The organism is Pseudomonas sp. ZS1P83 (genome assembly GCF_054897825.1).
The window spans coordinates 836,620-854,451 of record NZ_CM142706.1; the positions used below are offsets into that span (position 1 = coordinate 836,620).

Consider the following 17,832-nt stretch of genomic DNA (forward strand, 5'->3'; position numbering starts at 1 on the left):
TTACACTCCGTGTCAGGCTTGTTCAGGGGCGGCGAAAGGTGCATCCAGCGGCGCAGTGTCGAAAGTGCGCAGCAGTTCGATAAGAATCTGCGTGGCCGGACCCAAGGGTTTGTCCTTGTTCGAGTAGAGGTAGAAACTCGGGTTGCGACTTCCACCCTGGTCCAACGGTAGCAGCTTGAGCAGACCTTCCTTGAGTTCTCGTTCGATCATGTGCCGAGGCAACCAGGCAAAACCCAGGCCGCTGCTGACAAAAGTTGCGGCGGTGGCCAGGCTGCCGACGGTCCAGCGCTGTTCCGCGCCAAGCCAGCCAACGTCCCGTGGCTGCTGGCGACCGGAGTCGCGGATGACCACTTGCAGCTGGCTTTCCAGGTCCTGGAAATTCAGTTCGCGATTGAGACGATGCAAGGGATGCTCGGGATGGGCGACCGCGACGAACTCGACGTCGCTCAATTCCGCGCCCAAGTAACCCGGGATGCTAAAACCACTGATAGCCAGATCGGCCACGCCTTCGAGCAGTACTTCTTCAACGCCCGACAACACCTCTTCACGCAGACGCACCCGGCATCCGCGGCTCTGTGGCATGAACGCGGTCAAGGCGCGGACGAGGCGGGCGCTCGGGTACGCAGCATCGACCACCAGCCGCACTTCCGCCTCCCAACCTTGTTCCATGTGATGGGCCAGGTCTTCCAGTTGACTGGCCTGTTTCACCAGTTGCCGCGAGCGGCGCAACAGCACGCCGCCGGCTTCGGTCAGCACCGCTTTGCGGCCGTCGATGCGCAACAGCGGCACGCCGAGTTGGTCCTGCATGCGCGCCACGGTGTAGCTCACCGATGATTGCGAGCGGTGCAGCGCTTCGGCGGCCTGGGCGAAACCGCCGTGGTCGACCACGGCCTGTAACGTTCGCCATTGATCAAGGGTCACGCGGGGCGCTTTCATGAATAGCTCCTCTTGTCCTAAGCTGGCAGTCCTTATTGGAGACTGCTGAATGAAAAAGCTTTGTTGGGTGATATCGGGTTGTGTGCTGCTGGCGATGTTGCCGCTGACGGCGTTTGCTTATCCGATCGATGTTCAAAAACAGCTGAATGGCCTGAGCATCGACTACAACGCGTTTGACACGGATAACGACATTGCTTCCATCCAGGTGAACAACTACGGCACCACCGATGCGACGTGCAAGGTGGTTTTCAACAATGGCCCTGAAGCGCCGCGCACCCGCAAAATCGAAGTGCCAGCTGGCAAACACACCAATGCCACCGCCAAATTCACCCGGACCATCATCAAGATGCGTATCAACCTGAGTTGCACCCCAAAATGACATCCAGCGGAGCACGTCAAGGGGTCACGCTCCGCTTATAAACGAATTTATTGATGGGTTATAGCAGTTATTTGCGCTTTTTCATCGATATAACTCTGTTTAACCTTCACTCCATCGCCTTACAGCATTCTCAGATGGAGCCTACATCCCATGTCACGTGTTCTGATCATCGAAAGCAGCGCCCGTCAGCAAGACTCGGTTTCCCGTCAACTGACCCAGACCTTCATCAGCCAGTGGCAAGCGACTCACCCGGCCGACCAGATCACGGTGCGTAACCTGGCCGTCAACCCGGTGCCACACCTGGACATCAACCTGCTGGGCGGGTGGATGAAGCCCTCCGAACAACGCAATGACGTCGAACAGGCTTCCCTTGAACGCTCCAACCAGCTGACCGACGAACTGCTGGCCGCCGACGTGCTGGTCATGGCCGCGCCGATGTACAACTTCGCGATCCCCAGCACGTTGAAAGCCTGGCTCGATCACGTGCTGCGTGCCGGCGTGACCTTCAAGTACACCGACACCGGCCCACAAGGTCTGCTCAGTGGCAAGCGTGCCTATGTGTTGACCGCTCGCGGCGGGATCTACGCCGGCAGCACCGCGGATCACCAGGAACCGTACCTGCGTCAGGTCATGGGCTTCATCGGGATCCACGACGTGACCTTTATTCACGCCGAAGGCATGAACCTGGGCGGCGACTTCCAGGAGAAGGGTCTGAACCAGGCCAACGCCAAGCTTGCCCAGGTCGCCTGAGGCTTTAATCGCCAGATAATCCCTTGATGTTCAAGTGACCTGGCGCAACCCCTTCAAGGCTCTACGCGCATCGAACCTCCCTTTGCACTTGTTGCTCCTGAGTGCTGTAGCCCGATTGAACGCTTTAGCGAGATCGGGCTTTTTTTTGCCCGGGATTTAGCGATGGCCGGCAAAACCCGTTACTGTCGCCGCCATTAAAAATGAGGCGAGCATGGGCTATCTACTTTTTGTCACGCTGATTCAGGCGTTTTCCTTCAGTCTGATCGGCGAATACCTGGCCGGTCATGTCGACAGTTACTTTGCGGTGCTGGTGCGAGTGGTGCTGGCGGGGCTGGTGTTCATTCCGTTGACTCGCTGGCGTTCGGTTGAACCGGCGTTCATGCGCGGCATGCTGCTGATCGGTGCGTTGCAGTTCGGCGTGACGTACGTCTGCCTGTACCTGAGCTTTCGGGTGCTGACAGTGCCGGAAGTGTTGCTGTTCACCATCCTCACGCCGCTGCACGTGACCTTGATCGAAGACGCGCTGAACCGGCGCTTCAACCCATGGGCATTGATCGCCGCATTGGTGGCGGTGATGGGCGCGGCGGTGATTCGCTACGACCGGATCAACCCGGATTTCTTCATGGGGTTCCTGCTGCTGCAGCTGGCCAACTTCACCTATGCCGCCGGGCAGGTGCTCTACAAGCATCTGGTCGCCCGTCATCCGAGCGATCTACCGCATTATCGGCGTTTCGGTTACTTCTATCTCGGCGCATTGGCGGTGGCGTTGCCAGCGTTTCTGCTGTTCGGCAAACAGAACTTCCTTCCCGAAGCACCGCTGCAATGGGGCGTGCTGGTTTTCCTCGGCCTGGTCTCGACTGCGCTCGGGTTGTACTGGTGGAACAAGGGCGCGTGCCTGGTGAATGGCGGGACGCTCGCGGTGATGAACAACCTGCATGTGCCAGTGGGATTGCTGATCAATCTGCTGATCTGGAATCAGCATGAAGCGCTGGGGCGGTTGTTCCTGGGTGGGGCGGTGATTCTAATGGCGGTGTGGATCAGTCGGTTGGGTGTACGCAGGCCTGCCATCGCATGATCGTTCCCACGCTCTGCGTGGGAATGCATCCAGTGAAGCTCTGCGTCACATCCGGGAAGGGACGCGGAGCGTCCCGGGCGGCATTCCCACGCGGAGCGTGGGGACGATCAGTGCGAGGTGTTACATGATGTGTTTTTCGGGTTCAGGGATATGGCTCGCGCCTAACATGGCCGGGAGCAATCCTGCTCTTAGGTCACCGCCACTGGGCTGCTGATACAGGCTCAAGCCAAACTCCGGCAGCACCGCCAGCAGGTAATCGAAAATATCCCCCTGAATCCGCTCGTAATCGGCCCACGCCGTAGTGCGAGTAAAGCAGTAAATTTCCAGCGGAATACCCTGGGCCGTGGCCTGCATTTGCCGAACCATGCAGGTCATGTTCGGCTGGACCTCCGGGTGACTCTTCAAATACGCCAGCGCATAGGCGCGGAAAGTCCCGATATTGGTCATCCGCCGACGGTTGGCCGACATCGCCGCCACATTGCCCTGGGCTTCGTTCCAGGCCTTGAGTTCAGCCTGCTTGCGGCTGATGTAATCGGTCAGCAGGTGAACCTGGGATAGCTTCAATTCTTCGTCATCGCGGATGAACCGCACGCCGCTGGCGTCGATGAACAGGCTGCGCTTGATCCGTCGTCCACCGGACTGTTGCATGCCGCGCCAGTTCTTGAACGACTCGGACATCAGGCGCCAGGTCGGAATCGACACAATCGTTTTGTCAAAATTCTGCACCTTGACCGTGTGTAGCGTGATGTCGACCACGTCACCGTCGGCGCCGACTTGCGGCATCTCGATCCAGTCGCCGACCCGCAGCATGTCGTTGCTGGTCAGCTGCACGCTGGCGACGAACGACAGCAGGGTATCTTTGTAAACCAACAGAATTACCGCCGACATGGCGCCCAGACCCGACAGCAGCAACAGCGGCGAACGGTCGATCAACGTCGCGACAATGATAATCGCGCCAAACACGAACAACACCATTTTCGCCAGTTGCACGTAGCCCTTGATCGAGCGGGTGCGGGCATGCTCAGTGCGCGCGTAGATGTCCAGCAGGGCGTTGAGCAGGGCACTGATGGCCAGCACCAGGAACAGAATGGTGAACGCCAGCGCCACGTTGCCGAGGAAGATCAGGCTGGTCTTGCTCAGCTCCGGCACCAGGTGCAGGCCGAACTGGATGACCAGCGACGGCGTCATCTGTGCCAGACGATGAAAAACCTTGTTGTGGCGTAAATCGTTGACCCAGTGCAGCGCCGGTTGGCGGCCAAGCATTTTGGTTGCATGCAGGATCAGATAGCGCGCCACTCGTCCGAGGGCCAGCGCCACCACCAGCAACACCAGCAACCCGAGGCTGGAATGCAGGAGTGGATGCTGATCCAGGGCACCCCAAAGGTCTTGGACGTTGAGCCAGAGCTGTTTGATATCCATGGGCGAAAACGGTTCTTCTGTAGGACGCGACGGGGCGATTAGAGCATTTAAGACGCTTTGGATGACGTTTGGGGACAAAAGACGCAACAAAAAAACCACTGTTTAGCGCCGTTTGTATAAAGAAACTCGGCCTTAGCGCTCGAAACCGTTACCCTATGCAGCTGTTTTTTTGTATTTCTTCGAGGTAGCACCCGTGTTTTCCCAATTCGCCCTGCACGAACGCCTGCTCAAAGCCGTGGCCGAGCTTAAATTTGTCGAGCCAACGCCTGTGCAAGCAGCGGCTATTCCGCTGGCGCTCCAAGGGCGTGACCTGCGGGTGACAGCGCAAACCGGCAGCGGCAAAACCGCTGCATTCGTTTTGCCGATCCTCAACCGACTGATCGGCCCGGCTAAAGTCCGCGTCAGCATCAAGACCCTGATCCTGCTGCCGACCCGCGAGCTGGCGCAGCAGACCATCAAGGAAGTCGAGCGCTTTGCGCAGTTCACGTTCATCAAGTCCGGCCTGATCACCGGCGGTGAAGACTTCAAGGTCCAGGCCGCCATGCTGCGCAAGGTGCCGGACATCCTGATCGGTACGCCGGGCCGGATGATCGAGCAACTGAACGCCGGCAACCTCGACCTCAAAGAAGTCGAAGTCCTGGTCCTCGACGAAGCCGACCGCATGCTCGACATGGGTTTTGCCGAAGACGTGCAGCGTCTGGTGCAAGAGTGCACCAACCGCCAGCAGACCATGCTGTTCTCCGCCACCACCGGCGGTTCGGGCCTGCGCGAGATGGTCGCCAAGGTGTTGAATAACCCTGAGCACTTGCAGCTGAACAACGTCAGCGATCTGAATGCGACCACCCGTCAGCAGATCATCACCGCTGACCACAACCAGCACAAAGAACAGATCGTGAACTGGCTCCTGGCCAACGAGACCTACCAGAAGGCCATCGTGTTCACCAACACCCGGGCCATGGCCGACCGAATCTACGGCCGCCTGGTGGCGCAGGAATACAAAGCGTTCGTGCTGCACGGTGACAAAGACCAGAAGGACCGCAAGCTGGCCATCGACCGCCTGAAGCAGGGCGGCGTGAAAATTCTGGTTGCCACCGACGTTGCCGCTCGCGGCCTCGATGTGGATGGCCTGGACCTGGTGATCAACTTCGACATGCCGCGCAGCGGCGACGAGTATGTTCACCGTATCGGTCGTACCGGCCGTGCCGGCAACGATGGCCTGGCCATCTCGCTGATCTGCCACGGCGACTGGAACCTGATGTCGAGCGTCGAGCGCTACCTCAAGCAGAGCTTCGAGCGCCGCACCATCAAGGAAGTCAAAGGCACCTACGGCGGACCGAAAAAGGTCAAGGCCTCGGGCAAAGCCGTTGGCGTGAAGAAGAAAAAAGTCGACGCCAAAGGCGACAAGAAGAAAACCGGCGCCAAGGCTCCGACCAAACGCAAAATCGCCAACCGCCCGAAGACCGACGCCCTGTCGCTGGTCAGCAAGGACGGCATGGCCCCGCTCAAGCGCCGCAAGCCGGAAGCGCCAGCTGCTGAATAAAGCCGCGTCGCGACCCATAAAAAACCGGACAAATGTCCGGTTTTTTTATGCCTGGAATTCCTGGGTTGGATCAACCCTCGGTTTTTTTCTCCGCCGATTCCAACTCTTTGAGTCGCTGATCGATCAGCTGGCACTTGTCGGGCAAATCCTTGCTGGCTGTGCCCAAATCCATCTTCTGCAACTCAGCGTTGATCTCCTTGGCCTCGGCCGGGTTCTGCTCGGTGAGTTTGGTGACTTCCTTGGCCAGTTGCTCGCGTTTGGCGGTGGCTTCCTCGGGGGTGCAGGCCCAGACGGGAAGGGCGCAGGCGAGGGTGGCGGCGAGGGTGAGTTTCAGCAGGGTTTTCATTGGGGTGGGCCTCGGTTCCGTGGCGGGCGGTTAATCGGTTGAGGCCGCGTGATTGTGAAAGTTCACTCGTGATCAGCCCCATAGAGCGGTCCTCGGAAACGTCCTACCTCTGCCAGACGTTTTCGACATCACTTCAAGACGTTTCCCGTCGTTGCGCCGGAACCGTCCGATTTAGGTGTTTCCGCTCGTCGATTACGCTCTGGATCCAATCATTAATTGACGCCAGAATAATGGCCATCTAATATCGCGCCACTATTTTGCTATCAATCTCCATTTCGAGGGATCGAACATGTACCCACCCGCCCTCGTGGCGAGGTTGTGCCTGGCTTTGCTGTGCCTTTCTCCGCTAAATCTTGCTCACGCCGCTCCCACCCCTGGTGAAACCGATCTGATCCGCGAACGTCAGGATCGCCTGCTCGAAGAGCAGCGTCGGCGTCTCGAAGAGCTCAAGGAATTGCCCGGCAAGACAGCCAAACCTACGCAACCGGCAGCCCCCGCCGACGCCCGTTGTTTTCCGATCAAGGACATCGAACTCAAAGGCGCCGACAGTCTCTCGGACAGCGATAAAAATCGTCTGCTCAAGCCCTATATCGGCCAGTGCCTGGGCGTTACCCAGCTCAATGAACTGCTGAAAGTCATCACCGACCACTACATCGAAAAAGGCCTGGTCACCAGCCGTGCCTACTTGCCGCAGCAGGATTTGTCCGGCGGGCATTTGAAGGTGCTGGTGGTCGAGGGACGACTTGAAGGATTGAAGGGCGCAGACGACAGCAAGCTGTCGGACCGTGAACTGAACATGGCTTTTCCCGGCAAGACCGGTGACCTGGTCAATTTGCGTGAGATCGAGCAACTGGTCGATCAGTTGAACCGCTTGCCGTCGAACCAGGCGCAGATGGAGTTGACGCCGGGCAAGAACGTCGGTGGCAGCGAAGTGTTGGTGAAGAACACCCCGCAAAAGCCCTGGCGTGCCGGGTTGTCCCGCAGCAATGATGGCCAGCGCAGCACCGGCGAGCAGCAGTGGGGCACGACGTTTGATTGGGACAGTCCGCTGGGCCTTGCCGATCAGTTGATGCTGCGTGGTGGCCACGACGCGATGACCGATCACCAGCACACGTCCAACAACGCGATGCTCTATTACAACCTGCCGTGGGGTTGGTGGAATTTCAGTTACACCTACAGCCAGAGCGAGTACCGCTCGCAAGCTCAAGCTAACGGCTTCAACTTCAAGCAGACCGGCGACAGCCAAAACCATCAGTTGCGCGCCGAGCGTGTGATCCATCGCGATGCCGTGAGCAAGACCTCCCTCAGCACCGGGCTCTCGTACCTGCGCAGCAACAATTTCATCGAAGACAGCAAGCTCAAGCTGAGCAGCAACCGCCTCAGCGAAGCGCAGTTCGGCATCAACCACGGTCGGCGGGTCGGCAGTGCGTTCGTCAACCTCGACCTCGGTATGCAGCAAGGCATCGGCGCGTTCGACGCCCAGAGCAATGGCCATCCTGGTCCCGGCGAGCCGAACGCGCGCTACCGCAAATACACCGCCACCGCGAGTTACCTGCAGCCGTTCAAGGTGTGGGGCGAGTCCTTCAGTTTCACCAGCCTGATGACCGGCCAACGCAGCGAAGATGTGCTGTTCAGCCCGCAGCGCACCAGCCTCGGCGGGCAGTCGTCGATTCGCGGTTACAAGGATCAATCCTTGTCCGGCGACAGCGGCGGCTACTGGCGCAACGACCTGCGCTGGAGCCGCCCGGTGACGCTGGAATGGCTGCGCCCGGTGTTCGCCGAGTACGGCAGCAGCCTCGGCTACGACCAGGGCGTGATTCGGGGCGATCGCTACAACGGCGATCAACACGGGCGCATGTCCAGCAACTCGGTGGAACTGTTTGCGCGCGGTCAGCATGTGGCCGCCAGCGTGACGTTTGCCCATTCCCTGGAACGCCCGGACACCCTGACCGAGCGCGAAGCGCCGATCTATTTCCGCGTGGATTTCTTCCTCTAAATTCTGCTTTAAACGAGATTCGATCATGGACGTTCGCCAACTGGCCTTTCTGGCCGGCCAACCCGCTGCTGCCGTAAAAACCCGTGAACACTTCTGGGGCATGCCCAAGCGCGGGTTGGCGTTCCTGTTGGCCAACGTCATGTTCTGGCAACCGATATGGGCCCAGGCCGAGGGCATCGTCGTCAGCACGCCGGGCACCACGCTGGATCACGCCGGCAACGGGGTGCAGATCATCAACATCGCCACCCCCAATGGCAGTGGTCTGTCGCATAACCAGTTTCACGATTACAACGTCAGCGCCCAAGGGGTCATCCTCAACAACGGTTCGACCCAGACCTTGGCCTCGCAGTTGGGCGGCCTCATCATTGGCAACCCGCACCTGAAAAACAGCGGTGCGGCGCAGACGATCCTCAACGAAGTCATTGGCGGCAACCCGAGCCAGTTGCGCGGTTACACCGAAGTGGCGGGGCAGTCGGCGCGCGTGATCGTCGCCAACCCGTATGGCATCAGTTGCAACGGTTGCGGCTTCATTAACACCCCGCGCGTGACCCTGACCACCGGCAAACCCGTGCTCGACGGCGGCGGTCGTCTGGATCGTTTCCAGGTCGATCAGGGCAGTGTCTCCATCGAGGGGACGGGCCTTGATGCCAGCCGTGTCGACCGCTTCGAAATCATCACCCGCAGCGCGAAAATCAACGCTGAAATCCACGCGAAAAACCTGACCCTCATTGCCGGTCGCAACGACGTCAACGCCGACAATCTCAGCGCCACCGCCCGCGCCGACGACGGCAGCGCCAAGCCGCAATTGGCTATCGACTCCTCGGCCTTGGGCGGCATGTACGCCGGGGCGATCAAACTGGTCGGCACCGAGCAGGGCGTCGGCGTGAAGCTGGCGGCGGAACTGGCGACAAGCGCCGGAGATATTCAAATCGACGTCAACGGCCACCTGAGCATGGTCAAAGCCACCGCCAGCAATGTCGTTGACATCAAAGCCAGAAGCCTCGATGCCCAAGGTCCGGTGTACGCCGGAACGCAATTGGCCGTGCAGACCGCCGAAGACTTGGTTAACCGTCAAAGCCTCGCCGCCAGGGACACAGTGCGTCTGAGTAGCGGCGGTAAACTGACCAACCTCGGTGTCATCGAAGCCGGTGTAAATGCCGACAATAGCCGCAACGCCAGCGGTGATCTTGTCCTCAACAGTCAGGCCCTGAGCAACAGCGGCAGCCTGTTGGCCAGCCGTTCCTTGAGCGCGCAGACCGGTGGCTTACTCGACAACCAGAACGGCATCATTCAGGGACGCAACGTCACGCTCAACGCCGCTCGATTGCTCAACCAAGGGCTCAATGCGCGGATCTTCGGCGAAGGCAGTCTGGCGTTCAACGCCCCGGCCATTGTCAACCTCAACGGTCTGATCCGCTTCGCCGATGGCCAGGCGGCGACCCTGACCCTCGACAGCCTGGACAACCGCCAGGGCCGCATCGAAATCGCCGGCGGCAGCCTGACGCTCAAAGCCCGGGAGTTGAAGAACGGCGACGGCAAAATGATTGCCGGACGTCTGGACCTCGACACCCGTCAACTCGACAACACCAACGGTTTGATCGCGGCCAATCAGACCGACGCCAAAGTCACAGCCAGCGAGCGTCTGGACAACGGCAAAGGCAAAATTCAGGCGCAGACCGCCCTGTCATTGTCCAGCGGCGAACTGCTCAACCACGGCGGCACGCTGGTTGCCGATGAAGTGACCGTCAACGCCACCCGCCTGGATAACAGCCAAAAAGGCGTGATCAGCGCCGAGGGCGGTGCGCTGAGCCTGACCCTCGACGAAGACCTCGATAACCACGACGGCAAGGTGCAGGCCTCGACTCGACTGACCGTCAAGGCCCAGAACATCAACAACCGCAACGCCCGCCTGACGGGCAAAACCCTCGAGCTGACCAGCCGCGGCAAACTCGACAACACGCAAGGCACGATCTCGTCCGAAGACAGCGTTCTGGGTAGCGAAGATCTGGACAACACTCAAGGGCTGATTCAGGGCAGCACGGGCCTCAAACTTGTTGGCCGTGACCTGGATAACACCGAGGGCAAGCTGCTGGGCGGCACCGTCCATACGACACTCGACCATCTCACACAGAACACCAACGGCACCTTAAGCGCCGAGGCCGGCAAGCTCACGCTGATCGTCACTCAACACCTGAACAATGCCCTGGGTCGTTTGCAGGCCACCCATGGGGACGTGGACATTCAGGCCGCCAGCCTGGACAACCGCCAAGGTGTCGTGGCCGGTCAGCAAGTGTTGCTGGTCGCCGAAGGCGGGCGCATCGACAACCGTGGCGGGCGGATCATGGGTGATCGCCTGGACCTGCAAGCCGCCAGCCTCGACAACAGCGATAAAGGCCTGTTGGCGGCCGGCGTTGACGGCGCACGGTTGATCCTCAAGCAGACGGCCCCCGGTCAGTCACAGTTGCTCAACCTCAAGGGCCGGATTCAAAGCGAAGCCGGTCTGCATATCGAGAGTGGCACGGTCGACAACAGTGCCGGTGTCCTGTTCGGTAAAACCGTCGACGTTACCGCAAGGCAACTGAGCAACAACGACAAGGGCGGCATCGTCAGCAGCGATGGCACCATCGAACTGAAAGTCGCCGGAGTTTTCAGCAACGTCACCGGCATGGTCGACGCCGCTGATCATCGCCTGCTGCTCAAACAGCTCACCCAACTCGACAACCGTGGCGGTACCCTGCGTGGCAAGCGTCTGGACATCAGCAGCACGGCCGTCGACAACCGCAACGAAGGCCAGATCATCGCCGGCAGCGATGGCCTGAAAATCGTCGGCACAAGCCTGCAAAACCAGCAAGGTGTGATCCTCGCCAACGCCAGCCACGGGGAACTGGCGCTGGGCCAGGGCAGCCTGCAGAACCAGGGCGGGACCCTTCAGGCCGACAGTCTGGAGATCACCGCCGGCGACCTCGACAACAGCGCCGTCAACGGAAAGGCCGGGCTGATATCCAGTCTGTTGGGGGACCTGGAGTTGACGGTCACTCGCCTGACCAACCGCGCTGGCAAGTTGTTCGCCAAAGACCAGGTCATCTTCGATGGCTCAAGCCTGGACAACGCCGGCGGTGAAATCAGCGGCACCCGGCTGGGGCTCGAAGCGGTCAGCCAGATTCTCAACCAGGGCGGGCTGATCGAGTCGGCCACCGACCTGAAGCTCATCAGCGGCCAGTTGAATAACAGCGCCGGCGGCCAGGTCCGCGCGCTCGGGGGCGTGTCCAGTCAGATCAAACTGACCGGCAACCTGAACAACCAGAACGGCGTCATCGAGATCGGCAGCCAGGACCTGACCCTCAGCGGCGTTCAGCTCAATAACCTCAGTGGCCGTGTACGTCACGCGGCGCAAGGTCTATTCGACCTCGACTTGAACAACCTGACCGGCAGCCAGGGCAGCCTCACCGGTCTGGGCAACGGCAGTTGGGACATCGGCGCCGTCAATGGGGTGGGTACCTGGCAGCTCAACGGCGGCCTGACCTACACCAGCGCGCAAGACCTGACCCTCAATGCCGGTGACCGTATCGCCAGCGCTTCGGCGCTGAGCCTGAATGTCGCCAACCTGAACAACGCCGGCGAGCTGCTCAGTGACGGCAACCTGTCGCTGACCCTGGGCGGCAATCTGCTCAACAGTGGCCGAATCTCGGCCAAGCAAAAACTGACCATCGGCGCCAACGACCTGATCCAGCGCGACGGGCGTCTGGTCAGTGGCGGGGACGCCGAACTGACCCTGCGCGGCACGCTCGACAACCTCGGCCGCCTGATCGCCAATCAAAACCTGACGGTGACGGCGGCCCGGATCGATAACAAAGGTACCCTTGGTGCCCAAGGCAAGGTCACTCTCAACGCAGCCAACGGCATCAGTAACGGCGCCGATACCCTGTTGTTCAGCGGCGGTGCGATGGAGTTGCACGGCAACAGCCTGAGCAACTATTACGGCGACATCTACAGCCGCGGCAACCTGACCTTCAGTGCCCTGAATGGTGGCCGAGCGGCCTCGTTCAGCAACCTGTCGGCCACTGTCGAAAGCGAAGGCGACATCGACATCAACGTCGCGTCGCTGGTGAACGCCAAATCCGAATTCGAACTGACGTCCGGGCAATCTTCCGGCAGCCTGAAGTGGAAATGCGGCCAGCACTGCGGTGGTGGCGACGGCTGGAAACGCGGCAAGATCACCATCATTACTCAATTCAACGACACGGTACTCAAGGACTCTCGCGCTTCGCGGTTGGTGGCCGGCAAAAACCTCACCGTCCACGCCAATCAGGTCGAAAACCGTTACAGCCTGATGGCGGCCAACGGCAACCTCGACCTGACCGCCGACAGCCTGCTCAACCAGGGGGCAGCGTCACGTTCGGGGCAGCGGATAGTGACAATCGGTACCCCCGGCCGTATCGACAACAGCCTCTGGGACCAGATGGAGTACATCGATGTTCCGGCGTTCAATGCGGCGACCGCGGCAGGCAATTTCGATGAAGTGCGTTTCAAGGAACTCAGCGACCGTTCAAGCGACGATCGATTCGCCGTGCAGAGCGACGTCACCACCTGGAATGAAAACGGCAACAACGTTTACGCCGCTGTATTGCAAGCCGGTGGCAACGTCAGGCTGAACGTCACCCACAACATCCAGAACGGCACGCTTTACGAGAACACCTACGGCCAACTGACCGGTTCGCTGAGCAGCGAGCAGACGGCCTCGGTCGGCGGTATCAACATCAACCTGGGCAAACGCAGCACCGACACCAGCGCCCAGGCGCCCAAGGACATCACGCGCATCGAACGCGTGGACGCCGAAGGCGTGAAGCAAGTCAGCTTCGTCCCGGTCGACTTCCGGGGTGTGCCGTTTGCCGCCGTGGACCCGACGGCGTCTTCGACCTTCCGACTGCCCCAAGGGCCGTACGGGATGTTCGTGCAGAGTCGCAATCCGCAAAGCCGTTACCTGATCGAAACCAACCCGGAGCTGACTCAGTCCGCGCCGTTCATGAGTTCCGATTACCTGCTGGGCAAGCTCAACTTCAGCGCCGATGAAGCCGCGCGCCGCCTCGGCGACGGTCGTTATGAATCCCGTTTGATCAGCGACGCCGTGCTGGCCCAGACCGGCCAGCGTTTTCTCGCCAACGGGCTGAACGACGATAAAGAGCAATTCCGTTATCTGATGGATAACGCCCTGACCAGCAAAACCGCGTTGAACCTGTCCGTGGGCGTAAGACTGACGTCCGAGCAGGTCGCGGCCCTGACCCACGACATCGTGTGGATGGAAGAGCGCATCGTCGACGGTCAGAAAGTGCTGGTACCGGTGCTGTATCTGGCGCAAGCCGAATCACGCAACGTGCGCGGCGGCAGCCTGATCCAGGGCCGCGACCTGACCCTGATCGCCGGCAACGACCTGGTCAACGTCGGCACCCTGCGCGGCACCCACGACCTGTCCGCCAACGTCAAAGGCAGCCTCTATCAGGGCGGTCTGGTCGAAGCCAACGAACGCCTGAGCCTCATGGCCACGGACAGCATTCGCAACGCCCTGGCCGGCGAAATTCGCGGCAACCAGGTCAGCCTCAGCACCCTCAAGGGCGACATCGTCAACGACCGCACCGCCATCGCCGTGGGTGCAGGCTCCGGCATGCGCACCCTGGTCGACGACGGCGGCAGCATCAGCGCCCGCGACACGCTGACCATCAAATCCGCCCGCGACCTGACCAACTCATCGGCCATCAACAGCGGCGGCGATGCCAGCCTGAGCGCCACCCGCGACCTCAACCTGCTGGCCACACGCAACGAAAGCGAAATCCACGAACTGGCAAATGGCGGCCATCGTTCCACCATCACCACCACCGTGGAAAACCTGGCCTCGAGCGTCACCAGCGGCGGCAACCTGACCCTCAACGCCGGCCGCGACATCAACGTCATCGCCAGCACCGCCAAGGCCGAAGGCAACCTCACCGCCGACGCCGGGCGCGACCTCACCCTGGCCTCGGCCGGCGACGAACACAACGTCGAAACCCGCAGCAAGGACGGCAAAAAACGCATTCACGAAGAGGACAACCACACCGTTCAGAAAGCGGCGGAGTTCAGTGCTGGCGGCAATGTGATCACCCGCTCCGGTAGGGACACGACGCTGATCGCGAGCAAAATCAGCGCGGGGAACGAGGCGTATGTGTATGCCGGCAATGACCTGAATCTGCTGGCGGCGCAGAACAAGGATTACACGCTGTATGACATGAAGGAGAAGGGTGGTTGGGGCGCCGAGAAAACCCGGCGCGATGAAGTCACGCAGATCACCCATGTGGGCAGTGAGATCAAGACCGGTGGCAACTTGACGCTGATCAGCGAGGGCGATCAGCGCTATCAGGTGGCGAAGCTGGAGAGTGGTAAGGACATCACGCTGGACAGTGGCGGGGCGATTGTTTTTGAAGGGGTGAAAGACCTGCATGACGAGAGCCATACCAAGAGTGATGGCGATGCGTTCTGGACGTCATCGAAAGGCAAGGGCAATACCGACGAGACACTGCGTCAGACCCAGATGATTGCCAAAGGCAACATCACGATCAAAGCCGTCGAAGGTCTGCAAATCGACCTCAAACATATTGACCAGAAGAGTGTCAGCCAGACCATCGATGCAATGGTCCAGGCTGATCCGCAATTGGCTTGGTTGAAACAGGCTGAAGCACGCGGTGATGTGGACTGGAGGCAGGTCAAGGAAATCCACGAGTCGTTCAAGTACCAGAACTCGGGGCTAGGCCCGGCTTCGCAGCTCATCATCGCGATTGCGTTGGCTGCCGTCATGGGGCCAATGATGGCTGGCATGAACACGATGTTGCAGGCGGTCGCTGTGAGTGCTGCGACAAAGGCCACTGTCAGCACCATCGACAACCGAGGCAATCTTGGGAAGGTCATCAAAGACGTTACTTCGAAAGACAGTATCAAAGGCTATGTGACAGCCGCCGCGACAGCCGGCGTTATGCAAGGGCTCAATTACAATCCGGGCGCACTGGGGCTGGACGCCAAGAGCATGCAGATTGTGGCGATCAAGGTCACCGCCGATGCTCTGATCAAGACGGCTGTCTACGGCGGAAGCTTGAAGGACAATCTGGCCAGTTCGGCTGTTAGCGTGGCCGCAAGTATTGGTGGCGCTGTCGGGGCCGGAAAAATTGGCGATCTGCCCCTGCCGGAGGGCGGTTTAGCAAAAATTCTCCTGCATGCGGGTTTGGGTGGCTTGCTGGCTGAAGCGATGGGTGGTGATTTCCGCACCGGAGCGTTGGCGGGTGGCGCTAACGAGATACTGGTCGGATTGCTCGGTGACAAGCTCTTGCCTTCGAACCTTGTCCCGGGCTCTGCGGAATACAACCAGGCCCAGGCTAACCTCCTCGCGCTGTCGCAAATTGTCGGTGTGCTAGGCGCAGCGGCTTCCGGGGGCGATGTCGGGGTGGGCGCTGCGGTGGCGGCGAATGCAACGCAGTACAACTTTCTGGGCGATCACGCCGAAGCCAAACGTGATCAAGCGCGTGAAGAGTTCAAAGAAACAAATGGAATTGGCGCCGCCAGGCAACTGGTGGAGCTGGAGGGCGCTGATCAACGAAGCGACAATCTTCTTGCGAAGTATCGACTGGACAAAAGCTCGCTCTCGGCCATGGAACTCGCGGAGCTAAATGCGTATGTGCAGGTATACACATACGATATGGCGCTCAAATACGGTGAGGACGTAGCTCGTGCCCTTGCGAATGCATTAGTCCAAAACGGTCCAAATTCAGATGGCATCTACCCCTATGCCGGGACCACCGATGCAAAAAACGCCTTAGCAGACGCGTTGCGAGCACAAGCTGGTGGCTTTTTCGATCAACTGGCCTGGGTCAGGCCAAAAAGTGAAAACGAGCTGATCTATACAGATGCTCAAGGCTATTTGCGTATCAACAACGAGCAACAGGGCCTTTCGAACCTCGGTAACCCTGCGTTGTATGGCCTTACTGGTTCATTAGGGGCTGGCATACGAATCGCAGCAGCGGCCAATGGTGTACTCCAGGCTGGTTATGGCGTGGATCAGGCGTTTAATGGTGATCTCTGGAACGCTGTTGGAAACATAGTGGTGGGGGCTCTGGGCGTAGCCAGCGTCAGAGTCCCGGGGACAAAGTTACCAAACTCATCAGGTGTCAATACTGCACCGGTTACAAGCCCTTATTGGAATAGCTCGCTTTTGTCTGGTGAGTCGGTCGGACTGTTTGATAGGACAGTGCTGCATGTCCCTGTAAACAATAAATTTTCGGAACGTGCCACTCAGGAATTACTGGACGCCATCAATGCATTTCCTAGTAATACCCAAGCGTCAAAAGTTGCCACAATGATAGGTGCTTATGACCCGGTGTCCGGGAAAGTAGCCGTGGGGAGCAGCAATGGGAAAATCACCGCTGAAACTCTGGATGTGCGCACCGTTAATTATATAGAGAGTCAGCTTGGTGTTAAGATTGGCGAGCTTACTAGTTTGTGTAGAAATGCGGCAGGTGCTTGTGCAGAAGTGGCGGCGGTTGACAAGCTGGTAAGATTGGGAGTAAATCCAGCAGGTATAAAATTTACTGATGCTTTGCGGCCAAAAACAGTCAGAGAAGAAGGGGGTATCACCCAGAAAGCAATTATTGAGACCTGTCCAAACTGTAAGGTTGTCTGGCCGGAGAAGAAGTGATGACTCTGAATAAGAATTGGAAACCCGGTTTCGGCGAGCTGATTACTTGGTTCGCAATGGATAAAAGCGGTGCCATTGCAGTTATGGTAAATAATTGCTTTGGATCGCTTCCATCTGTGCTGGTGGAAGTTTCAGATATAGATGGAAGGCTTGATAGGTTTAATGAGTTTATGTGGGAAGAGTCTGCAGAGTTTACTGATTATCCGGAAAATAAAAAAGGGCAGACGATTTTGGGTTTTTATTCAGCTAATGCTTATAGGCATACTTTGTCTCGGCAAGAGGTTGAAGGTTGGGTTGCCGCGAGGTCATTATTTAGTGGGAAGTTGACGGAGTATAGTTTGCCATCAATTAAAGGTTTTTACGTTTTTCATGGTGTGGAGGGAAGTGCGCCTGGTGAGGATTTTCCTGTTGGATATGATGGGGGTACTGTAATGGGCGACTACTTTCGATATTTGATGCCCAGTGTATTTGCTAGGGCAGAAGATATCCCTGTTGAACTCAGAGGATTGATTGCAGTGTCCGATTTCTTGGATTTTTCCCAAAATTCAGTCGTTTGTAGTGAGAAAATTGATCACTTATTTACCCATCTTTATGGGGGGTAGTGGTGATGTTTGTGGGGCGGTGTTTTTTAGGAATTCTAAGCTGTTAGAAAAGGCAGTGCAGGGGCGCTAAAAATGTACT

10 protein-coding genes are annotated in these 17,832 nt (G+C 58.8%); 7 read left to right on the forward strand and 3 right to left on the reverse strand.

The features are described 5' to 3' along the window. Nucleotides 1–12: 12 nt before the first annotated feature. Nucleotides 13–936, reverse strand: coding sequence for a LysR family transcriptional regulator (locus tag ACYZT0_RS04100; RefSeq protein ID WP_033056127.1), 924 nt, complete (start codon nt 934–936; stop codon nt 13–15). A 49-nt stretch (nt 937–985) separates the two neighbouring features. On the opposite strand from ACYZT0_RS04100, the gene ACYZT0_RS04105 reads away from it, so the two are divergent. From ACYZT0_RS04105 to ACYZT0_RS04115, 3 genes are all read left to right on the forward strand, one after another. Continuing rightward, nucleotides 986–1,315, forward strand: a complete 330-nt coding sequence (locus ACYZT0_RS04105; RefSeq protein ID WP_462044739.1) for a 3-phosphoglycerate kinase — start codon at nt 986–988, stop codon at nt 1,313–1,315. Between the two features lie 150 nt (nt 1,316–1,465). After that, nucleotides 1,466–2,065 (forward strand): FMN-dependent NADH-azoreductase, encoded by a 600-nt coding sequence (locus tag ACYZT0_RS04110; RefSeq protein WP_462044740.1) that lies wholly within the window; start codon nt 1,466–1,468, stop codon nt 2,063–2,065. Between the two features lie 211 nt (nt 2,066–2,276). Continuing rightward, nucleotides 2,277–3,140: a carboxylate/amino acid/amine transporter gene (locus ACYZT0_RS04115; RefSeq protein WP_462044741.1), complete on the forward strand. Its 864-nt coding sequence runs from the start codon at nt 2,277–2,279 to the stop codon at nt 3,138–3,140. A gap of 120 nt (nt 3,141–3,260) precedes the next feature. Here the strand turns inward: ACYZT0_RS04115 and ACYZT0_RS04120 are convergent, their stop codons facing one another. Next, entirely contained in the window at nt 3,261–4,559 is a 1,299-nt protein-coding gene (locus ACYZT0_RS04120; RefSeq protein ID WP_462044742.1) for a mechanosensitive ion channel family protein, read from the reverse strand. A 193-nt stretch (nt 4,560–4,752) separates the two neighbouring features. Here ACYZT0_RS04120 and ACYZT0_RS04125 point away from each other — a divergent pair, with 193 nt between their 5' ends. Beyond that, nucleotides 4,753–6,099, forward strand: a complete 1,347-nt coding sequence (locus ACYZT0_RS04125) for a DEAD/DEAH box helicase (RefSeq protein ID WP_064679181.1) — start codon at nt 4,753–4,755, stop codon at nt 6,097–6,099. 70 nt (nt 6,100–6,169) lie between these two features. On the opposite strand, the gene ACYZT0_RS04130 is transcribed toward ACYZT0_RS04125, so the two are convergent. Next, nucleotides 6,170–6,445: a hypothetical protein gene (locus ACYZT0_RS04130; protein WP_462044743.1), complete on the reverse strand. Its 276-nt coding sequence runs from the start codon at nt 6,443–6,445 to the stop codon at nt 6,170–6,172. A 289-nt stretch (nt 6,446–6,734) separates the two neighbouring features. On the opposite strand from ACYZT0_RS04130, the gene ACYZT0_RS04135 reads away from it, so the two are divergent. The 3 genes from ACYZT0_RS04135 to ACYZT0_RS04145 are packed head-to-tail and all read left to right on the forward strand — an operon-like array spanning nt 6,735 to nt 17,753. After that, on the forward strand, nt 6,735–8,441 hold the full coding sequence (locus ACYZT0_RS04135) for a ShlB/FhaC/HecB family hemolysin secretion/activation protein (protein WP_462044744.1): 1,707 nt from the start codon (nt 6,735–6,737) through the stop codon (nt 8,439–8,441). A gap of 25 nt (nt 8,442–8,466) precedes the next feature. Next, nucleotides 8,467–17,151 carry a two-partner secretion domain-containing protein gene (locus ACYZT0_RS04140; RefSeq protein WP_462044745.1) on the forward strand — a complete coding sequence of 2,895 codons (8,685 nt, stop codon included), beginning with the start codon at nt 8,467–8,469 and terminating at the stop codon, nt 17,149–17,151. Then, nucleotides 17,151–17,753 carry a hypothetical protein gene (locus tag ACYZT0_RS04145; protein WP_462044746.1) on the forward strand — a complete coding sequence of 201 codons (603 nt, stop codon included), beginning with the start codon at nt 17,151–17,153 and terminating at the stop codon, nt 17,751–17,753. Before ACYZT0_RS04140 ends, ACYZT0_RS04145 begins: the two co-directional genes overlap by 1 nt. The last annotated feature ends 79 nt before the right edge of the window (nt 17,754–17,832 follow it).

Bases quoted from the DNA above. Each gene is read 5' to 3' on its own strand.
- ACYZT0_RS04100 (WP_033056127.1), bottom strand. From the start codon at position 936: ATGAAAGCGCCCCGCGTGACCCTTGATCAATGGCGAACGTTACAGGCC.
- ACYZT0_RS04105 (WP_462044739.1), top strand. From the start codon at position 986: ATGAAAAAGCTTTGTTGGGTGATATCGGGTTGTGTGCTGCTGGCGATG.
- ACYZT0_RS04110 (WP_462044740.1), top strand. From the start codon at position 1,466: ATGTCACGTGTTCTGATCATCGAAAGCAGCGCCCGTCAGCAAGACTCG.
- ACYZT0_RS04115 (WP_462044741.1), top strand. From the start codon at position 2,277: ATGGGCTATCTACTTTTTGTCACGCTGATTCAGGCGTTTTCCTTCAGT.
- ACYZT0_RS04120 (WP_462044742.1), bottom strand. From the start codon at position 4,559: ATGGATATCAAACAGCTCTGGCTCAACGTCCAAGACCTTTGGGGTGCC.
- ACYZT0_RS04130 (WP_462044743.1), bottom strand. From the start codon at position 6,445: ATGAAAACCCTGCTGAAACTCACCCTCGCCGCCACCCTCGCCTGCGCC.
- ACYZT0_RS04135 (WP_462044744.1), top strand. From the start codon at position 6,735: ATGTACCCACCCGCCCTCGTGGCGAGGTTGTGCCTGGCTTTGCTGTGC.
- ACYZT0_RS04140 (WP_462044745.1), top strand. From the start codon at position 8,467: ATGGACGTTCGCCAACTGGCCTTTCTGGCCGGCCAACCCGCTGCTGCC.
- ACYZT0_RS04145 (WP_462044746.1), top strand. From the start codon at position 17,151: ATGACTCTGAATAAGAATTGGAAACCCGGTTTCGGCGAGCTGATTACT.